The sequence below is a fragment of the Flavobacterium sp. ZT3R18 genome, from assembly GCF_007097385.1.
Lineage (GTDB): Bacteria > Bacteroidota > Bacteroidia > Flavobacteriales > Flavobacteriaceae > Flavobacterium.
This window is the reverse complement of sequence record NZ_VJZS01000002.1, coordinates 198,995-218,533: the sequence shown is the minus strand read 5'-3', so window position 1 is coordinate 218,533 and position 19,539 is coordinate 198,995. Positions and strand designations below refer to the sequence as shown.

The 19,539-nt window shown below is 34.7% G+C and carries 18 protein-coding genes; 5 read left to right on the top strand and 13 right to left on the bottom strand.

Annotated features, from left to right (window positions below; all coding sequences use genetic code 11):
- Positions 1-37 precede the first annotated feature (37 nt).
- Both FNW52_RS03500 and FNW52_RS03495 read left to right on the top strand, forming a co-directional pair.
- Positions 38-808, top strand: coding sequence for a type 1 glutamine amidotransferase domain-containing protein (locus FNW52_RS03500; RefSeq protein WP_185965911.1), 771 nt, complete (start codon positions 38-40; stop codon positions 806-808).
- 402 nt (positions 809-1,210) lie between these two features.
- Positions 1,211-2,206 carry an NAD(P)H-dependent glycerol-3-phosphate dehydrogenase gene (locus tag FNW52_RS03495; protein ID WP_143376049.1) on the top strand — a complete coding sequence of 332 codons (996 nt, stop codon included), beginning with the start codon at positions 1,211-1,213 and terminating at the stop codon, positions 2,204-2,206.
- A gap of 110 nt (positions 2,207-2,316) precedes the next feature.
- On the opposite strand, the gene FNW52_RS03490 is transcribed toward FNW52_RS03495, so the two are convergent.
- The 4 genes from FNW52_RS03490 to FNW52_RS03475 form a co-directional block, all read right to left on the bottom strand.
- The gene (locus tag FNW52_RS03490) at positions 2,317-3,033 is read right to left on the bottom strand and encodes a hypothetical protein (RefSeq protein WP_143376048.1); all 717 of its coding nucleotides are present in this window, start codon (positions 3,031-3,033) and stop codon (positions 2,317-2,319) included.
- Positions 3,034-3,307: 274 nt separating this feature from the next.
- The gene (locus FNW52_RS03485; RefSeq protein ID WP_143376046.1) at positions 3,308-3,715 is read right to left on the bottom strand and encodes a hypothetical protein; all 408 of its coding nucleotides are present in this window, start codon (positions 3,713-3,715) and stop codon (positions 3,308-3,310) included.
- Between the two features lie 270 nt (positions 3,716-3,985).
- A complete protein-coding gene (pheS, locus tag FNW52_RS03480) occupies positions 3,986-5,005 on the bottom strand; it encodes a phenylalanine--tRNA ligase subunit alpha (RefSeq protein WP_143376045.1) in 1,020 nt (339 codons plus the stop codon).
- 146 nt (positions 5,006-5,151) lie between these two features.
- Complete coding sequence (locus FNW52_RS03475) at positions 5,152-5,508, bottom strand: hypothetical protein (protein WP_143376044.1); 357 nt, start codon at positions 5,506-5,508, stop codon at positions 5,152-5,154.
- A 175-nt stretch (positions 5,509-5,683) separates the two neighbouring features.
- Between FNW52_RS03475 and FNW52_RS03470 the strand changes: the two genes are divergently transcribed.
- Positions 5,684-6,184, top strand: coding sequence for a CvpA family protein (locus tag FNW52_RS03470; protein ID WP_143376043.1), 501 nt, complete (start codon positions 5,684-5,686; stop codon positions 6,182-6,184).
- A gap of 220 nt (positions 6,185-6,404) precedes the next feature.
- On the opposite strand, the gene FNW52_RS03465 is transcribed toward FNW52_RS03470, so the two are convergent.
- The 8 genes from FNW52_RS03465 to FNW52_RS03430 all read right to left on the bottom strand — a co-directional run bounded on the left by FNW52_RS03465 (position 6,405) and on the right by FNW52_RS03430 (position 15,805).
- The gene (locus FNW52_RS03465; protein ID WP_143376041.1) at positions 6,405-7,148 is read right to left on the bottom strand and encodes a tetratricopeptide repeat protein; all 744 of its coding nucleotides are present in this window, start codon (positions 7,146-7,148) and stop codon (positions 6,405-6,407) included.
- 64 nt (positions 7,149-7,212) lie between these two features.
- Positions 7,213-8,961, bottom strand: a complete 1,749-nt coding sequence (locus FNW52_RS03460; protein ID WP_143376039.1) for a BatD family protein — start codon at positions 8,959-8,961, stop codon at positions 7,213-7,215.
- Positions 8,962-9,237: 276 nt separating this feature from the next.
- Entirely contained in the window at positions 9,238-9,972 is a 735-nt protein-coding gene (locus FNW52_RS03455) for a tetratricopeptide repeat protein (RefSeq protein WP_143376038.1), read from the bottom strand.
- A gap of 76 nt (positions 9,973-10,048) precedes the next feature.
- A complete protein-coding gene (locus FNW52_RS03450) occupies positions 10,049-11,083 on the bottom strand; it encodes a VWA domain-containing protein (RefSeq protein ID WP_143376037.1) in 1,035 nt (344 codons plus the stop codon).
- Between the two features lie 90 nt (positions 11,084-11,173).
- On the bottom strand, positions 11,174-12,175 hold the full coding sequence (locus FNW52_RS03445) for a VWA domain-containing protein (RefSeq protein ID WP_143376036.1): 1,002 nt from the start codon (positions 12,173-12,175) through the stop codon (positions 11,174-11,176).
- Positions 12,175-13,806 (bottom strand): hypothetical protein, encoded by a 1,632-nt coding sequence (locus FNW52_RS03440; protein WP_143376035.1) that lies wholly within the window; start codon positions 13,804-13,806, stop codon positions 12,175-12,177. Before FNW52_RS03440 ends, FNW52_RS03445 begins: the two co-directional genes overlap by 1 nt.
- Before the next feature lie 49 nt (positions 13,807-13,855).
- Positions 13,856-14,719 (bottom strand): DUF58 domain-containing protein, encoded by an 864-nt coding sequence (locus FNW52_RS03435; RefSeq protein WP_143376033.1) that lies wholly within the window; start codon positions 14,717-14,719, stop codon positions 13,856-13,858.
- 81 nt (positions 14,720-14,800) lie between these two features.
- Positions 14,801-15,805 (bottom strand): MoxR family ATPase, encoded by a 1,005-nt coding sequence (locus FNW52_RS03430; protein ID WP_143376032.1) that lies wholly within the window; start codon positions 15,803-15,805, stop codon positions 14,801-14,803.
- A gap of 270 nt (positions 15,806-16,075) precedes the next feature.
- Between FNW52_RS03430 and FNW52_RS03425 the strand changes: the two genes are divergently transcribed.
- Positions 16,076-16,951 carry an aldo/keto reductase family oxidoreductase gene (locus tag FNW52_RS03425; RefSeq protein ID WP_143376030.1) on the top strand — a complete coding sequence of 292 codons (876 nt, stop codon included), beginning with the start codon at positions 16,076-16,078 and terminating at the stop codon, positions 16,949-16,951.
- 98 nt (positions 16,952-17,049) lie between these two features.
- On the opposite strand, the gene FNW52_RS03420 is transcribed toward FNW52_RS03425, so the two are convergent.
- On the bottom strand, positions 17,050-17,856 hold the full coding sequence (locus FNW52_RS03420) for a DUF4382 domain-containing protein (protein WP_185965910.1): 807 nt from the start codon (positions 17,854-17,856) through the stop codon (positions 17,050-17,052).
- Between the two features lie 106 nt (positions 17,857-17,962).
- Between FNW52_RS03420 and FNW52_RS03415 the strand changes: the two genes are divergently transcribed.
- Entirely contained in the window at positions 17,963-19,102 is a 1,140-nt protein-coding gene (locus FNW52_RS03415) for an ATP-binding protein (protein WP_143376029.1), read from the top strand.
- The last annotated feature ends 437 nt before the right edge of the window (positions 19,103-19,539 follow it).

Below are 19,539 nucleotides of genomic sequence, written 5' to 3'. Positions count from 1 at the left end.
ATATTCGCTCTAAATTTGTCCTATCAAAAAATAAGCAATGAAGAAAATCACCGTATTAACTATTCTAGCATTAACCGTGGGTTGCTTTATGGCAACAGCACAAAAACAAAATAACAAAAAGATGAAAAAAGTATTATTCGTAGTTACCAGTCACGATCAATTGGGTAACACAGGGGAGAAAACAGGATTTTGGACGGAAGAATTAGCAGCGCCGTATTATGCATTGCTAGATCAAGGCGTGAGTATAGACATTGCTACACCAAAGGGAGGGCAACCCCCAATTGACCCAAAAAGCGCCGATCCATCATCGGCAACCGAAGATACCAAACGATTTGATGCCGACACTGTTTTATTGGAAAAACTAAAAAATACCAAAAAATTAGCCAATGTTAATCAAGCGGATTATGACGCGGTTTTTTACCCCGGAGGTCACGGCCCACTTTGGGATCTTGTAGAAGATAAAAATTCCATTGCTTTGATTGAGTCGTTTTATGCACATAAAAAACCAATTGCCTTTGTATGTCATGCGCCTGCCGTTTTGAAAAATGTAAAAGTTAATGGTGTATTTTTAGTGAATGGCAAAAAAGTAACTGGATTCTCTAATACCGAAGAAGAGGCAGTAGGATTAACCAAAATTGTACCTTTTTTATTGGAAGATGCTCTTCAAGCCAATGGAGCAACCTATAGCAAAGCCGCCGATTGGCATCCTTATGCGGTGGAAGATGGTTTATTAATTACAGGTCAAAATCCGGCTTCATCCAAACTGGTGGCCGAGCAATTATTAGCTCAATTGAATTCTAAAAAATAAAACTGTTGTACCAAATATATGTAAAATGTAGAAAACATAAACATTGGGCAAACAAATGGTTTTATAGTCGAACGCTTTTAAAAAAGAGGTTGGAAAGCGTTGGGAGAAAAACAAAATATAGAAATAAAAAAAGGCGTTCAATTAACCATTAGGAACGCCTTTTCAAAGTACTAAAACAAAACTAACTAATTCAATATTCATATTTAACTTCTAAATTGTTTAATTATAGAGAGTTACAACGCAGCTAATCAATATATATTGCATGATAATCAAAAAATAATTTATTTTTTGATTATTTTTTTTATTCTCCTCCTAAAGTCCCACAAAATCTAAGGATCGTATTAAAATTAATTTGTATTATTGCCACTTTTATAAGTACTTTTGATTAAATTTAATAAAAAAATGGCCGAAAATTTAAAATTTGCAGTAATTGGTGGCGGAAGTTGGGCAACTGCTATAGCAAAAATGTTATGTGTTAATCTTCCTGAGATTTCATGGTATATGCGAAATGAAGCTGCCATTGAACACATTAAAGCCTACAAACACAATCCTAATTATTTAAGTTCTGTAGAGTTTGACAACAACAAACTCAAACTTACCAATGATATCAACGAGGCTGTTGCTTATGCAGATTACATTATATTTGCTATTCCTTCTGCTTTTTTGAATGATGAATTAGAAAAATTAACGGTTTCTCTCAAAGACAAAGTGATTTTTTCTGCCATAAAAGGAATTGTTCCTGAAACTAGTTTAATTGTGGGGGAGCATTTTCATTACAAATACGACATTCCTTATTACAACATTGGTGTAATTACTGGACCTTGTCACGCTGAAGAAGTGGCCTTAGAAAGACTTTCTTACTTAACTATTGCCTGTGGTGATCCTGACAAAGCCTCTATCGTAGCCAAAAATTTATCTGGAAATTACATTAAAGCAAAAATCACAGACGATATAATTGGTACTGAATATGCCGCTATGCTTAAAAATATTTATGCTATTGCTGCAGGTATCGCACATGGATTGGGTTATGGAGATAATTTTCAATCGGTTATCATGAGTAATGCGATTCGTGAGATGAAAAAGTTCATCAAGAAAGTGCATAAAATGAAGCGTAACATTAATGATTCCGCCTATTTGGGAGATTTATTAGTTACGGGTTATTCTGTGTTTTCGAGAAATAGAATGTTTGGAAACATGATTGGAAAAGGATATACCGTACAAGCCGCACAAATGGAAATGAGTATGGTTGCCGAAGGATATTATGCCGTAAAAAGTGCGTATAAACTCAACCAAGGTTACGGCGCCAAAACTCCTATTATTGATGCTGTTTATGCAGTATTGTACGAAGGAAAAGAAGCCAAAGCCGTATTTAAAAAGTTGACTGAGGAATTGGATTAAAAACAAATGAGTTCTTAAAAAGGGCACTATCTTTTCAAAGATTAGTGCCCTTTTGTTTTATAAAATTGTTAGATTAAAGTGTAAAAAATGATAACTAAGCTTTTTACGTTTTAGAAATTAGCATTAATAAAAGCCGTTAATTGCGGATCTTTTTGAGTCACAGTTGCTCTGTTGTAAGGATCTCGACTGGTTCCCGCAAAATAAGCTTCTGCACTGGTTCCTAAATATTCGACATTATTGGATAATACATAAGCCGATGATGGATATATCCTTCTAGATTTAGCGCTGTTATAAGATGCTATTACTGTAGAATTATTAAATCCACCCGATACATGTCTGTCGTGATAATAATGAGTAAGTTCATGAACAACAACTCCGCTTACAGACTGCTTTACACTTCTATAAGTAGCATAATCATTTATAACTACTCTGCTATTACTGTAATACAATCCTCGTGAGGCCGAAGAGGCCAAATATATTGAAGTAACATCGTCCATTTTTGCCAATGTAGTAGTTTTTAATCCCGATGTGTACATTTGATCAATTTCCTTTTTGATCAATGCAATGACATCAGCAGGTGTTTGGGAATCGGTCTCTAATCTAAAATTACGATACACTTGAGCAGCTGCGAGTTTTCCTGTTTTTCTTTTTAATTCAATTTCTGCATTTATGGATGCTATAATTGTAGGATTTGTAGTTTCCCAATTATCTATAGGGGCTACTGCTTGATCGTTTGTTTTTTCTGTCGAATCTGATTCATCATTACAGCTTACTGCAAAAATTCCAGCTACAAATAACACGGCAACTAATTTAATGGTTTTTTTCATTTTTTCTAGGTTTGGTTAATTAATAATCATCAAACATAGTCATATTGTTCTGCTATTTAGATTCTTATCTCATTCATAAACGAAACACAAATCAATCTTAACTTTCCTGTTAAAATTTTATTTTGAATGACAATGAACTTGAAAACTAAAAAATGGATTGAACGCTAAGCAGTCTACAGTCTTTCTTTGGCATTATTTGAGCATCGTTATAAATCAAAAAAGCACTACCTTTTGACAAAAGATAGTGCTTTTATAATAAAAACAAAAAGTCAGTCTATCTGACAATCACTCCGTCAACAAACAAAATCGGCACTTCTTCTACCGCAGTTTCATTGATGGTGTTGGCTTTGAAAATAAATTTTTTGTCGTATAATGTGTTTCCGATGAAATAAGTAACCATAAACTCATTGTTGAGGGACAATACACTTTTTTCTATCATTTCGATTTTAACCACCGAAACGGGCGGAACTTCCATGAAAGCGTGACGCAAAAGAGATGTTTTTTTCATTTCGCCGTCTAGGGTTCCAAAAGCTTTGGAAACTACCATAACACTATCTATTTGGAAATCACTATCGTTTATTAAGTAGGCATACCACACTTTTTCCATAAAATCGTCGCTCCATTCTTGAACGGCAGCAAGGAATACGTTTTCTACTTCGGGGATGGTAATATCAGATTTCATTCGATTTTTGATTGCAGATTAACGATTTTTGATTTCAGATTTAAACTTCTAATATCAAAAATCGTTAATCTTAAATTTTTATTTATTGTTGTACTAAACTAAACATCTTGAATACGGAATGCCCTAGCCCAGATGGAAACGGCATCCTTTTTCTTTTTTCTTTAAAAAGAAAAAGATATAGTGGACAGCTGGAAATAGCTCCTCCCCTCGATTATGATTAATAATTTTAAAATCTTAAATCAGAAATCGTTAATCAAAAATCTTAAATCTTTATATGCTAGATTTGAATTGCTCTAAGAAACGTACGTCATTTTCATAAAACATACGGATGTCTCCGATTTGGTACAATAACATCGCAATACGCTCGATTCCCATTCCGAAAGCAAAACCATTGTATTCGTCTGGATTGATGCCACAGTTTTTAAGTACATTAGGATCTACCATTCCGCAACCCATAATTTCTAACCAACCGGTTCCTTTGGTGATACGATAATCGGTTTCGGTTTTTAGACCCCAATAAATATCAACCTCGGCACTTGGTTCCGTAAATGGAAAATAGGAAGGACGCAAACGGATTTTTGATTTCCCGAACATCTCTTTGGTGAAATACAAAAGGGTTTGTTTCAAGTCGGCAAAGGAAACGTCTTTGTCAATATACAATCCTTCTACCTGATGAAAGATACAGTGTGAGCGTGACGAAACGGCTTCATTACGAAAAACTCTACCCGGAGAAATGGTTCTAATAGGCGGTTTGTTGTTCTCCATGTAGCGCACTTGCACGGATGATGTGTGTGTACGCAACAAAATATCAGGATTGGTTTGTATGAAAAAAGTATCCTGCATATCACGCGCCGGATGGTATTCTGGCAGGTTTAATGCTGTGAAATTATGCCAATCGTCTTCAATTTCCGGACCTTCGGAAACGTTGAAACCAACATTCGAGAAGATATCTATAATTTGATTTTTCACTAAAGAAATTGGGTGGCGTGAACCAATAATTGCTGGTTCAGCCGTACGGGTTAAATCCCCATAAAATCCTTTGGTTTCTTCTTTGCTTTCTAGGGCTTCTTGGATTAGTTTTACTTTGTCTTCGGCAGAAGTTTTAAGCAAATTGATCACTTGTCCAAATTCCTTTTTTTGGTCGTTGGGTACATTTTTGAATTCAGCAAAAAGGTCTTTCAACAACCCTTTACTTCCAAGGAATTTTATTCTAAAAGTCTCTAGTTCTGCTGTGTCTTGTGTGGAAAAAGCCTGTGCTTCGCCAATATATTCTTTTATCTTGTCTATCATTTTCATTCTATAATTGAGAGTGCAAATTTAGGAAAAAGTTAGAAGTTAGAAGTTAGAAGTTGGAAGTTTTTCTAAACATCCGCTTCAAAATCTTAAATCGTTGGTTTCGACTAAGCTCAACCACCAGATTCATTAATCTTAATTAGTTAATCAATCACTTCTCTTTCCAGAAAATAATTAACGATTGCTTCTTTCATCAAAACTGATTGTTCTCCTGCTTTTAAAGGGGGTAATTCTTCTTTTACTTTGTAATGTGGCCAGCCGTCTTCATCAAAAAACTCGAATTCGTAGAATCCGTAAGGCTCCAATAATCGGCATATTGCTATGTGCATCAAATTGAGCTTCTCGTCTTTTTTGTATTCACGGTGTACTTTTCCCAATTCCTGTACGCCAATTAAATAAATTATGGCGTCCAGATCTAGATCTTCTCCTTGTGAAAATTGATTAGAAAGTATATTGACAAGCTTTTCCCAGCGTTCTTTTAATTGTGTGTCTCTTGACATTTTAGATTTTAGATTTTAGATTTTAGATTTTTAGAATACAGTTGTGACGATTGCATCAATCTACAATCTGAGCTCTACAATCTAAAATTATTTTACGCAAAGATAAGAACTTGAAATTTGACAATGGTAAGGAACAATTCTTTTATCTTTGTCGTTTCAATTTTAAAATTAAAAAATGAGCTTTCTTGATATTGTTTTAGGTGGATTACTGTGTTATTCGTTGTATAAAGGAATTAGTAATGGGCTTTTTGTAGAATTGGCTTCATTGCTTTCCCTTATTTTGGGAATTTATATTGCCATAAAATTTTCTGCTGTGATAAAAACTATCTTATCCGGTTGGGTGCATTGGAATCCCTACACCATTCAGGTTATTGCTTTTATTCTCACTTTTATCGTTGTGGTTGTTGGGATTTATTGGCTGGGTAAATTCCTAACCAATATAGCTGATTTTGCTTTTTTGGGGTGGATAAACAGTCTTGGCGGTGGTTTTTTTAGGGTATTAAAAACCATTTTGATCATCAGTGTGTTTCTTACTATTTTCGAAAAAATAAATTATCATAATTATTTGGCCAAAAAAGAAACACTTGACAAATCCCTATTCTTTAATCCGATTCAAAAAGTGTCTGGATTTATTTTTCCGTCTATTGAGAAGTGGTATGATAAAGCGAGGAGGTAGAGTTCGCAGTCTCAGTTTTCAGTTTTCAGTCTCAGTTTTCAGTCTCAGTCTTCAGTTTGCAGTAATCAGTTTGCAGTCTGAGTGCTAAAGGATTTGGTTTATTAGCATATAAAAACAATAGCCCGTAGTCAAAACTATGGGCTATTGTTTTTAAGAATGCATTTAGCTGGTAGAACTCGTATTCGACTGAAAACTGAGACTGAAAACTGAATACTAACTACTACTTCACTTCCTTAATAGCCTTACCATCAATCCAACCCTCGGTTCCATCGGTCAATTGAATTTTTTTCCAGTTTTCTAAAGTTTCTTCTACGTATACTTTCGTACCTTCATGCAAGACAAAAGTGGCTGCACTCGCTTTTTGAGGTTCGCTTCTTACGGCTGCAGATGAAACAAAAACTATAGCTGGTTTTTCATTGTCAAAATGGCTTTTTTCAAAAAAGGCAGCCGAAATACTCATTAGAATTAACAATAGAATTACAAACATTCCCAAGAAAAAAATTCTTTTTATAACCACTGTTTGAGACAAATAATAGCCCAAGAAAAACGACAAGAACAACATCGCAAAAGCAATGGTTATCCAGGCCCAAGTATCAAAAGGATAAATTCCGGTAAAATCACGAAGTAGCTTTGCAAAACCAACTTTTGGAACTACTTTGATTTCATCTATCGTTTGCTTTTGAGCAAATTTTATATTGTTTAAAACGGCTGCGTTCGAAGGGTCTATAACCAAAGCTTTCTCGTAATTATAAATCGCTGCAGCCGTTTGCTGCAATTTATAATAACAATTTCCTAAATTAAAGTACAGTTCGGCAGATTCTTTGTTAGTTTTCAAAACCGATTCATACTCTTTGGCAGCCAAATCGTACTTCCCTTTTTGGTACAAATGATTTCCTTTCTCGAACCCGCTTTGGGCAAAGAAAATCTGAGTAGTTAATAAGAGTATGTAAAATATATTTTTCATTTTAATTAATTGTTGTTAAGTTTCTAAGAGTCTAAGTTGCTAAGAAACTTAGACTCTATTGAAATCATATCTGTTTTTCTAATTCGGAAATAATGGTTACCGCTTTATCAAAATCCTGTTGTATCGTTGCACTAGACGAAGGTGCATATCTTGCGATCTCGCAATTCTCGGTCAACGCAATAAAACTATCTACTGCTTCTGGATTTGCTTTTCTGGACAACAATAATTCCTGAATGTTATCTTTACTCATTTCCGAAGTTTCGATATGCAGTTTGGCTTTCAGGAAATTGTGCATTGCTTTTTCTAAGGCAACATAAAAAGGCTCTTTATTGTTGATTTGCTTTTTGGCCTCTGATAAATATTTCTTGGCCAATTTATTGTTCATTTTGATTCTGTTTCCAAAAACATCACCATCAATTGCTTCTTTTTTCTTTTTGAATAACACAATTATTGGAAGCATTAAAAATGGTAAAAACAACAAAGTATAAAAGGTATTAGAACCAAAAAAAGCGTGTTCATTACTTGTGGTAAGTTCTGTTTTTAAATTAATAAATTTAAACTGTTCTATTCCTGTAATTGCATTTTTTTCAGCAGTAGTATTTTCATGCGTCTCAGCAGTTTGTGTAGGGCCATCGAGCACATTAATTTTTATTTCGGAAGAACTTATTGTTTTATAAGTACCCGACCCCAAGTCAAAATATGAAAAATGCATCGGTTTAATGACATAATCTCCTTTGTATTGTGGTATAATGGTGTACGAATCTGAGATTTTGCCTGTCATTCCAGAAAGTGGCGTATTTACCTTCTCATCGTGAACCGCATCATACATTTCTAACGCATTGGGCACTTCTGGCTTTGGTAAAGTAAATAATTTAAGGTTACCAGTACCCGTTACACTTAAAACTAAATCCAGACTTTCTCCGTTTTTTAACGTTGTTTTTGAAGGTATAGCTTTAAAATCAAATCTACCCACAGCACCCGAAAAATCTAATGGTTTTCCTGCTTCTGGCAACGCTTTTACATGAATAGTTTTGGCTCCAGCCGAAACCCTTTTATTACCCTCTGTTATAATTACTCGCCCGAACATATCTCTACGATTGGTTGGCAATTGCACATCAATATCGAGTGCCAAAGGTTCAATAACTAACTTTCCTGATTTTTGAGGATATAAGATTACTTTTTTTAATACAATGAAACGGTATCGTTCGCCTTTGAACATTCCTTCTTCGGCAACCAATTGTTTAATCTCAATATTTTGGCTCCAAAAATCATTGTATTTGGGTTTTCCAAGCTCATTCCATTTGGTTATTCCAATATTGTTACTAAAATACAATTTATACACTACCGTAATAGGTTGATTGATATACGGATTGGTGTTCGAAATATCCGCAACCAAATATAGATTGTCATCGGCTGAAATTTGCGAGTCATTTGGGTCACGAGGTTGCTCTATTGCCGCAGTTACATTTATTTTTATAGGAGATGTTTTGTAGATCTGCCCATTATACTCTATGGCCGCTTGTTTGATTACCAAAGTCCCTTTTTGATTGGGTAAAAGAAAATAAGAATAACTTTTCTCGAAAGTGCTTCTCCCGTTAATCCAGGATTGGCTAACTTGCTGACTTGGTCCTGCTATAATTCGAAACCCATCAAAAGAAGGCTGAACAAAGTTATCCCCATCAATATTCATCACAAAATCGATACGGAGTCTTTCATTAAGTCCAAGCGTTGTTTTGCTTACTCTAGCCTCAAATTGCACTTGGGCTAAAAGTCCTTGAAAAGGGATTAGTAATAGAATTAAATATCTTTTCATTACTTGTTTTAATTGTTTTATGTGTTTAGAAGTTTAAAGGTTTAGAAAGTTTAGAGTATTGCGGTTACTATACAACCTACTTTGTCTAAAAAAACTTGTTTAAAGTTCATAACTAATTTATTTTAAGGTTTTATTTTGTTGAAAATGGCAAAATTCTATGTTTCGAGTCCGTCGGAGCGATCTTAAGCTATTTACACTTTTTAAATTTTCAAATCCTCTAAACTTTTAAACCGTTTTAAACTTCTAAACTTTTAAACTTTTAAACCGTGTATATTCTTACCAATCCTTCTCCATTTTCGTAGGAGAACCTTTTGCTTTATTGGCGTTTACTTTATCTTGAACTTTCTTTTCTTCGTTATTTACGGCATCCAAAAGATTTTCTAATCGTTGTTTTGGGATATCCCCAGGTTTTGGTTTAGGCTGACCATCATCTTTGGGTTTTTCGTCTTTCTTATCCTTATCTCCGTCCTTTTTGTCGTCTTTCTTGTCGTCCTTGTTTTTATCGTCCTTCTTATCTTTATCTTTATCGTCTTTTTTATCCTTGTCTTTGTTCTTATCCTTCTTTTTATCGTCTTTTGGAGGAGGATTATCTTTCAGCATTTTTTTGGCCAATGCATAATTGTAGCGCGTCTCTTCGTCCTCAGGGTTGTTGCGTAATGCATTTTTATACGCTTCAACTGCTTGGGTATAATCCTTCTCTTTCATAAAAACATTGCCTAAATTATGGAAAGCTTTGTGTTTTTGGGTTCTTGTTTTTACATTTTTTAATGCATTTCCATAGGCATATTTAGATTCTGAAAACTGATTTTGCCTGTAAATTGAGTTGCCTAAATTATAAGATGCAACGGTTCTATTAGGAAATTTAGATTTAGAAATTCTATAATTGGCTTCTGCCTCCACAAAATTCTTTTCTACATATTCCTCATTCGCTTTAGGCAACACTTTGTCTTTCTGTTGCGCATTGCCAACAAAAGCTAAAAGCAGTAGTATGTGTACAATTCTATTTTTCATTTTATCTTTTGATGTAAGTTTCAAAGCATTCCATGAGCTGTAATTACTCTTTTGGTTTACTAAGATCTTATTACCTTTATTTATTTTCGTTAAATAAATTCAACTTTCTCACCCATCTGGTTTTTCTTTCCAAAAAGAAAATATCCAGAAATAACAAGACAAATCCAATTCCCAAAAACCATTGAAATTGCGATTGAAAATCAGCCATTTCGGTAGCTTCAAATTCGGTTTTTTGTATTTTGTCTAGGGTGTTCTTTATGTATTCCAGCACTTCCTTGGTATTATTCCCATTTATATAACCACCATCCGTAATTTTAGCAATGGTTGCTAAACTATTTGGATTTAATTTGGTTATAACGACCTCTCCATTATTGTCTCTTTGGTAACTCTCTACAATTCCGTTCTTTTTTAAAGGAATCGTCCCTCCTTTCTCGGTTCCTAGTCCTATGGTAATGATTTTCATTCCTAGTTTCTTGGCATCTTCTGCAGCGGCTTCGGCACCTTCGGAATGATCTTCCCCATCCGAAATCATAATCAACAATTTACTCGTTTTACTTTTTTCGGCAAAATAAGTTGCCGATAATTTTATGGCTTCATCAAGCGAGGTTCCTTGAGACGAAACCATTTCAGGGTTAACACTTTGCAAGAACATTTTGGCAACACCATAATCCGTCGTTATGGGGAGCACCGGAAATGCGCTGCCGGCATAAACCACAATTCCTATTCTATCACTCCCCAATTGGTTGATGATTTGAGAAACAATTTGTTTGCTTTTTTCCAATCGGCTGGGCGCTACATCTTCGGCAAGCATACTTTTGGACACATCCATTGCAAACACAATGTCGATTCCTTCACGCTTTACGGTTTCCACCTTGGTTCCGATTTTAGGATTTACCAAGCCAATAATCAAAGCAGCCAAGGCCAAAAGCATTATGGTCAATTTTAAAACAGGTTTAAAAACCGAGCGTTCTGGACTTAGTCTTTTTAGCAATTCCAAATCACCAAATTCTCGTTGCTTTTTCCTTTTCCAATATAAATTAATTAGAAAAATTACCACCAAAACGGGTAGTATAAAAAGAAGATATAAGTATTTTTGTTCGTCTAATTCCATAATAATTTTTGATTTTTGATTAACGATTTTTGATTGCAGATAGCAATAAATCAGAAATCAGAAATCGTTAATCTTCATTCTTAAATTTTTTTATATAAAGCTTCTATACACAGTATTACGTAAACCTAATTCCAATAACAAAAAGAAACCGGCCAGCAAAACAAAAGGCCTATACTTTTCGTCATAATCATAGAATTTTAATTCTTCGACTTCAGTAGTCTCCAATTTATTAATTTCATCATAGATTTGAGCTAATTTGTAATTACTAGTTGCTCTAAAATATTTTCCGCCCGTTTTCCTGGCAATACTCTGCATCAACTTTTCATCAATTTCTACCTTCATCATTTGAAACATCAATTGTCCATTGGGTGCAACTGCATATGGAGATTCGGCCATCCCATTGGTTCCAACACCAATGGTATATACTTTTATTCCATATTGTTGTGCGATATCCGATGCGGTTTCAGGTTCGATAAACCCTGCATTATTAACACCATCAGTCAATAATATAATCACTTTACTTTTGGCTTTACTGTCTTTTAAACGGTTTACGGCAGTGGCCAATCCCATTCCAATTCCAGTTCCATCCTGCAAAACATTATCATATTTTATACTTCGAATTGCATCTTGAATAACAGCTTTATCACTAGTTACAGGTGTTTTGGTATACGCTTCAGAGGCATAGACCACAAGTCCAATTCTGTCATTTGGCCTTTCGTCCACAAAGTCGGCAGCCACTTTTTTCAGGGCCTCCATTCTATTAGGCTTCAAATCTTTGGCCAACATACTCCCTGAAACATCGATTGCCACTACAATATCTATTCCTCTTGTCGTTTTCGTTTTATTGCTTACGTCAACCGTTCTAGGTCTTGCCATAGCCACAATTAGAGACGATAATGCCAATAAACGAATTATATTTAATAGTGGTTCTAGCTTGGCCATTAGAGAATTTGTGCCCTTGAATCCCTGGAGAGAACTAATCTGCATGGAGGCCGTTTGTTGTTCTCTTCTCCAAAATATCAGAGCAATTCCAATTGGAATCAGAAGAAACAACCAAAAAAATTCTGGATTTAAAAAGGTTATTTTTTCCATTAGTTACTCGCTGATTTAAGTTCTACCGAATTCAAAAGACGGTCTGTTAATTCCGTTGCATATCGATCTCCTTCTTCATGAAGAATCATAATTTGTTGCAATCCTCCTTCTTGTCCAAAAAGTAAAATTTCATAATAAATTTTAGAACTGCTTTGGGTATTGCCATCTATTCTTGTAAAAGTTCCGTATCCTTTCTTGCCGGTAATTCCTGCATTGGTTTGAAAATCTTCTTGTTTTACAATCATATTTTGAGCTCCTTGTGATTCTAAAACCTGCAAAGAACTTTCGATCGATTTAGACAAATCTAATGCTCCTTCTTTTTTATATTTAATAGTAGAGACCATAATGTAAAAATTATCCAAGAGGCTACCATAACCAAAAGATTGCATCTCTTTTATCAAAGCCATCCCATCTTTTGGCAATGTTTTTGTCAAATCCATTCGTTTCAACACTTTTGGAGTTTCTACAATAACGCCAGGGTTTCCGTATTCACTTTTTACCCATTCACCTTCCAACAACTCTTTGGTTGGATGCCCAAACACATTGTCTACTACATAATTATAGCCTTTGGTAGCCATGAAGTAGATTGTTATGGTAGAGAGTAAAAGAAAAACGGATAAAACTGAAACCACAATACGTTGAGTTCTCTTTTTTCTAAGCAAAATTTTGATTTGTTTTTGCTTCTGTGCTTCATTCAAAATAGTGTCTTCCTCGATTGCTACTTCAACCGGAATAGCTTCATCAAGGGTTAAAATCGCTCTTTGAATTCTATTTCTGTCTTCGGTAATTTCAAATTCTAAAGGTTTTGATTTCGCAAATTTCACTAAATCGGCTTGTTTCAAAACGGTAAATAAATTTTCTATCGTTTCCTGAGAAAGCTTCATTTTCTTTTTTAATGATGCTACTTTAAGTCCTGCAATCAATTCTGAAGTGGTGCTTTCCATCGCTGGAATTTCTATGGCTTCTTCGATGTAGTTTCGAGCAATATCTGTCAATTCACTATAATACGCTTTCACTTCTCCGTGTTGCCAAAGTTCTTTTTTCTCTAAAGTATTGAGTAAACTGGTCGCTTTTTCTATAGGCGTTTTATAAACTTCTTCTTCAATTTTTTTCTTTTGGTGTTTTTTTATGTACCAATAAACGAAAGCTCCAATTCCTAAGATCAATACAATGCCCAAAAGATATTTCCACCAATCGCCCCATGAATCTTGGGCTTTTACAATGTCTTTAATGTCATACATTTTTTGTTTTAATGTATCGACTTGAACATTGGCAACCTCAACTTTTATCGAATCGGTCATAAAAGCTTTATTATTGATCAGAATTTTGATGCTTGGAATCGTATATTTCCCCGAATCAAATTGAGTCAAACCGTACTTTTTGATTAATTCGTAACGGTCGTCCTTTTTGATAGTGTCAATTGGATACGACTGAATAACTTCTAGCGCTCCAATGTTTTTTAGTTTTGGAAAAACAACTTTAGACAAAGTATCTACCGAAGTTTTTAAAGTCAATTTAAACTCAGCTCCAATTTTATTTTTTGTAGTATCGATACTGGTAACTACTTTTTGCTGTTGTGCAAAAGCAAAAGTTGTTATAAGTAAAAATAGTAGGTAAAGTTTAATTTTCATTTAGTTCTTAATTTAAACCCGACAGGTTTTGAAACCTGTCGGGTTTGTCTTATCTTGATTTAAAATAGCCTAATAATTTGGTAACATAACTTTCATCGACTCTAGTATTTACAACACCTGAACCCGATTTACTAAAAGTCTCTTTAAAATAATTCACATTATCATGATAGTATTTTTCATAATTCATTCGTACCAATTTTGAACCCGTATTAATCAATTGTGTTTTGCCTGTCTCTGCGTCAAGCATGGACACCATTCCTAAATTGGGCATTTTTTCTTCTCGAATGTCATACACTCTGATGCCTGTAATATCGTGTTTTTTGGAAGCAATTTTCAGTGTTTGCTCATAATCTCCCGACATGAAATCGGAAATGACAAATACGATGGCTTTCTTTTTTTGGGTACCCGATAAAAACTTCAAGGCTTGAGCAATATCCGTTTTGTAACTCTTGGGGTGAAACTCTATTAATTCACGAATGATTCTCAATACGTGTGATCTCCCCTTTTTAGGTGGAATATACAATTCGATTTGATCCGAAAATAAAATCAATCCTATTTTATCGTTATTTTGAGTAGCCGAAAATGCCATTGTTGCAGCGATTTCGGTAACAATTTCTTTCTTAAACTGGCTTTTAGAACCAAAACTTTCGGAGCCCGAAATATCAACCATCAACATCATGGTCAATTCGCGTTCTTCCTCAAAAACTTTAACATGCGCTTCGTTATAGCGAGCGGTCACGTTCCAATCTATGGCGCGTATATCGTCGCCAAATTGATATTGGCGCACCTCACTAAAAGTCATTCCACGTCCTTTGAACGACGTATGATATTCCCCCGAAAAGATATGATCACTCAATCTTCGGGTCTTGATTTCTATTTTACGTACTTTTTTTAAAAGCTCTTTTGTATCCATTTCTTTAGTTTTCAGTCGCAGTTTTCAGTCGCAGTTGACCCTTATAGTCTGAAAACTGCGACTGAAAACTGAAAACTATTTTTAAGGTACTTCGATTTCGTTGATGATTTTATTGATAATGTCTACCGATGTAATATTTTCGGCTTCGGCTTCATAAGTAATTCCAATTCTATGTCGCAAAATATCATGAACTACAGCGCGAACATCTTCTGGAATCACATACCCACGACGTTTGATAAAAGCATAACATTTTGCAGCGGTAGCAAGGTTAATACTTCCACGAGGGGAGGCTCCAAAACTGATTAAAGGTTTCAATTCAGCCAATTTATATTTCTCTGGGTAACGAGTGGCGAAAATAATATCTAGTATGTATTTCTCTATTTTTTCATCCATGTAAACCTCCCGAACCGCTTCTTGAGCGCGTATAATTTGCTCTACTGAAACTACTGGATTTACTTTTTCATAGCTCCCCTTAAGATTTTGACGAATCACCAAACGCTCGTCTTCCATCTTTGGATAATCGATGACTGTTTTTAACATAAAACGATCGACTTGTGCTTCTGGCAATTGGTAAGTACCTTCTTGCTCAATAGGGTTTTGAGTTGCCAAAACTAAAAATGGTCGGTCTAATTTAAAAGTGGTATCACCAATAGTGACTTGTTTTTCTTGCATCGCTTCCAATAAAGCCGATTGCACTTTGGCAGGCGCACGGTTGATCTCATCCGCAAGAACGAAATTAGCAAAAATTGGTCCCTTTTTGATAGAGAACTCATTTTGCTTAATGTTATAAATCATGGTTCCTACAACATCTGCTGGCAATAAATCAGGAGTAAACTGAATTCTACTAAAAGAACCATGAATGGCTTGTGAAAGGGTATTTATGGCCAATGTTTTGGCCAATCCAGGAACACCTTCCAACAAAATATGTCCTTGACCCAAAAGTCCAATTAATAATCGTTCGACCATGTGTTTTTGTCCCACAATGACTTTGTTCATTTCCATGGTGAGAAGGTCTATAAAAGCACTTTCTCTTTCGATTTTTTCATTGATTGCTCTAATGTCTAAAGTCGTTGTATTCTCTTCCATATTTATATTTTTAAACCCTAAATTTTTATATCTTTCGTTTGATGGTGCAAATTGAATTTTTTTTTAGAAGTAAGATGTTAAAAAATGGTTAAAACTTCGGACAATCCCCTAATTTTAAGCTCGAATTGTGATTGTATTTACCTATTTTTAAGAACTCAATAAAACAACCGTCAAAATCACAACTTTAACCTCTAAATCATTAGGGCCTGTTCCCAAATAAATCGGACAGAATTGAAGACGTAATTTTTGAACAAACATTAAAAGTAAAACATGACTAAAACACCTTTTTCTAAGATAATCGCGGGTACCATGACATGGGGAATTTGGGGTAAAAACTTAGACAAAAATCTGATGATAGACCTGATGAATTCTTGTCTCGAAAGTGGTATTTCGACCTTTGACCATGCCGATATTTATGGGGCTTATACTACCGAAAACGCTTTTGGAAATGCCTTTAGCAAAAGCAAAATTGACAGACAAAAAATACAGCTGATTTCAAAGTGTGGCATTCAACATAAGAATAAAAACAGAAGCCAAAACAGCGTTGGTCATTATGAATATTCTAAGTCCTACATCATTTGGTCAGCTGAACAATCCCTGCAAAATTTACAAACTGATTATTTGGATCTTCTACTTTTACATAGACCCAGTCCATTGATGCAAGCCGATGAAATTAAGGAAGCTGTAGAAAAACTAAAAACCGAAGGAAAGATTTTGGATTTTGGGGTGTCTAATTTTACACCCAGCCAAACCGATTTGATTCAAACTAAAACTAAAATCAATTACAACCAAATCGAATTTTCTATCACACATATTGACCCTATGCTCGACGGCAGTTTAGACCATATGCAAACCAACCAAATTACACCGATGTGTTGGTCTCCTTTAGGAACCGTTTTTAGAAAAGATGATGAACAATCGCAACGTATAAAAAAGCTAGCGACAACACTTTCGTTAAAATATAATGTGGCTGATGATGTTATTTTATTGGCTTGGATATTGAAACATCCCGCTGGAATTTTGCCGGTTTTCGGGACTTCCGACAAAAATAGAATTGCAAATTTGATGCAAGCCACCACTTTTGAAATGGAATTGCAGGATTGGTTTGCCCTTTGGATAGCGAGTACAGGGAATCCGGTACCTTGATTAAAACGAATCATAAGGGCTAACTATTCATTATCCCTTATTTGAAAACAAAAAAACAGCTAAAATTTAGCTGTTTTTTTGTTTGAATTTAAATGATTCTATAACGAAATATTACCCATATCTGCAATTGTTCCATTAACAACAACTACTCCTGCAATAGTTTTCACCACTTTCCCCGAAGCTATATCTGGCGTTAAAGTAACCGTATAGGTTCCAACAGGAAGTCCATCCAATCGAAATACACCTTCTGCATTTGCGTAGGCTGAGACTGTGGTTGTTCCAACTTGAACTGAAGCCAAAACCTGAAATCCCACTAGCAATGGACTAATAGTCCCTTTGATGCTCCCTGAAGTTTCTTTTGTTGAAACTCTGATTACTGGGTGTAAGTTATAAATACCCGAACCCCCAGCTTGGACAACGATAGAGTGTTCCACGTCAAAATCCAATAAGAATTCATAGGTTTTGTCTGCTAACAAAGTTTGGTTCACTTTTAATTTTAATCCAGATTGTTGCGCGCTTGGAGTACTCAATTTATGTGTTGTACCGTCTTTAAGTACCACAGTGTTGTTATCCCCAAGCAGTAATCGAATTTGCCCCAAATTTCCTGAAGCAATCGTATTATCTGCCAATAAAGCAGTAACGCCCCCTGTTAAATCCAGTAAATTATAAACGCCTGGGTTTTTCCCAATACTTACCCATCCTTGGTCATCTGTGTTTGAGTTGCTTTTTATCAAAACATCTTTCACCTCAACATTTACTTCTTTATAATCTCCTGGGGCATCAGACAATCTAACCATAACCCCTGATGTTCCAGTAGAATCACCACTGTTGCTACATCCCGTCAAAAACAGACCCAACACTGCCATCGCAAAAAAACCTACTGTGCTTAATTTAATCTTTCTCATACTTTTTTTTATTTCGTTTTTAGTAAATTTGGTAAAACTTGAACGCATAAGATTTCAGTTTAGTACCCTTTTAATACAAACGATTCAATTTTAACAATGATTAACAATGATTAACAAACGTCTTCTTATCAAAAACCTGCTCGCTCACAATGATGAGAGCAGTTTCTATGATAAAAAACGGCAGTTGAATTTGCATTCTAGAGAGGGAAAAGGGAAGTTTTTGAAACATATTTGTGCGTTATCCAATTCGAATCCCACCAATAATTCCTATATCGTGGTAGGTGTTGAAGATGAGAATAATGATATCGTGGGAGATGATTTTTTTGATGATAGTAGGATTCAGAATTTAGTAAATGCTTTTCTGGAAAATCCGCCCAAAATTCAATACGAAAATGTACCTTTTCCTAATTTACCAAAGGACAAAGTGATTGGGCTCGTAACCATAAAACCCAACAGCAAAACTTCCTATTTCAAAAAAGGAATTCACACTATTCCTGCGAACAGTGTTTTTATACGTCGCGGCAGCAATACCATGCCAATTGAGGGAGAAGTTGAAAAAAATTATCAGAATACCGAAACCGTAATTGACATTGAAAACAGTTCGAGAAACAGCATAGAATACACCCTTGACGGCGTTATTGATTTTATGAATTTCCGTCACAAGGACATGGCTCCAAAGTATAAAGTTTTTAAAGAATTATTTGTTATTTGTTGGGCTGGAATTGCCAAAAAATCCCGTGATAAAACCTATTTATCTCGGGTAGATATTGAGTTGATTAACGAGCAAATCAAACTATTCTATTCGGCTCAAGATGTGGTTGAAATTACGTATAATGAAGATACTTTTACCATTATTGAGTATGTTCCTTTGGGGTTGAATGACAAAACCAGTTACTATCCGTTAGAACAACAAACGATTCATTTTCATGACAATGGATACTACAAAATTGATCGAAAAATACTTTTTGAACCGCCGGAATTCAATAGAAAAATGTTGTATCACATTTATAATTCGAACATCTCTTTACTTTACAAACTCCAGAAAGAGATTAAACTATCGGAACGGGAACACAAAGATTTAGAAAATTTACCATCGACTTTTATGATTTGTTACCTCAACGGTTTTGAGGAGGCCAAACAAAAACTGATTGACGCCAAACCGCTATTGAAACCATTTACGCAAGTGTATCTTTCGTTTAAAGAAGCACTCCGTATTCTGAGAAAAATGAAATATGATGTGCAGTAAGTTTGCTTTTTGAGAGTCGTTTTATCCCCATTAACCAAACAAACCTATTATCCAAAGTACAACATCATTTATTACTTGACAAGCAAAATTAGTCATTAGTAATATTAAAGTGAGTAATGCATTCATTTTTATAATTTTTTGGTAAAACTACGATACTTTCTTACAGCATACAATCACTAAATATAGTGATATTTTGAAAATCAAAAATAATGAATTTTACCCAATAAAAACAATTTAACTAATTGACATTCATTGGTTTCGAAAAGATATTTCGAAAATTAAAATATGTCACTAAAAAAATTACATTTTAAAACCCTTCCTTTTCTTGTAGTTTAGAAAACGAGAATGATCCATTTCTAAAATCAATCTATTTCATATAAAATCAAAGTTGATCTTCTCAAAAGGTTAAAAAATAAAAAAACAACACCTCTTTTGTC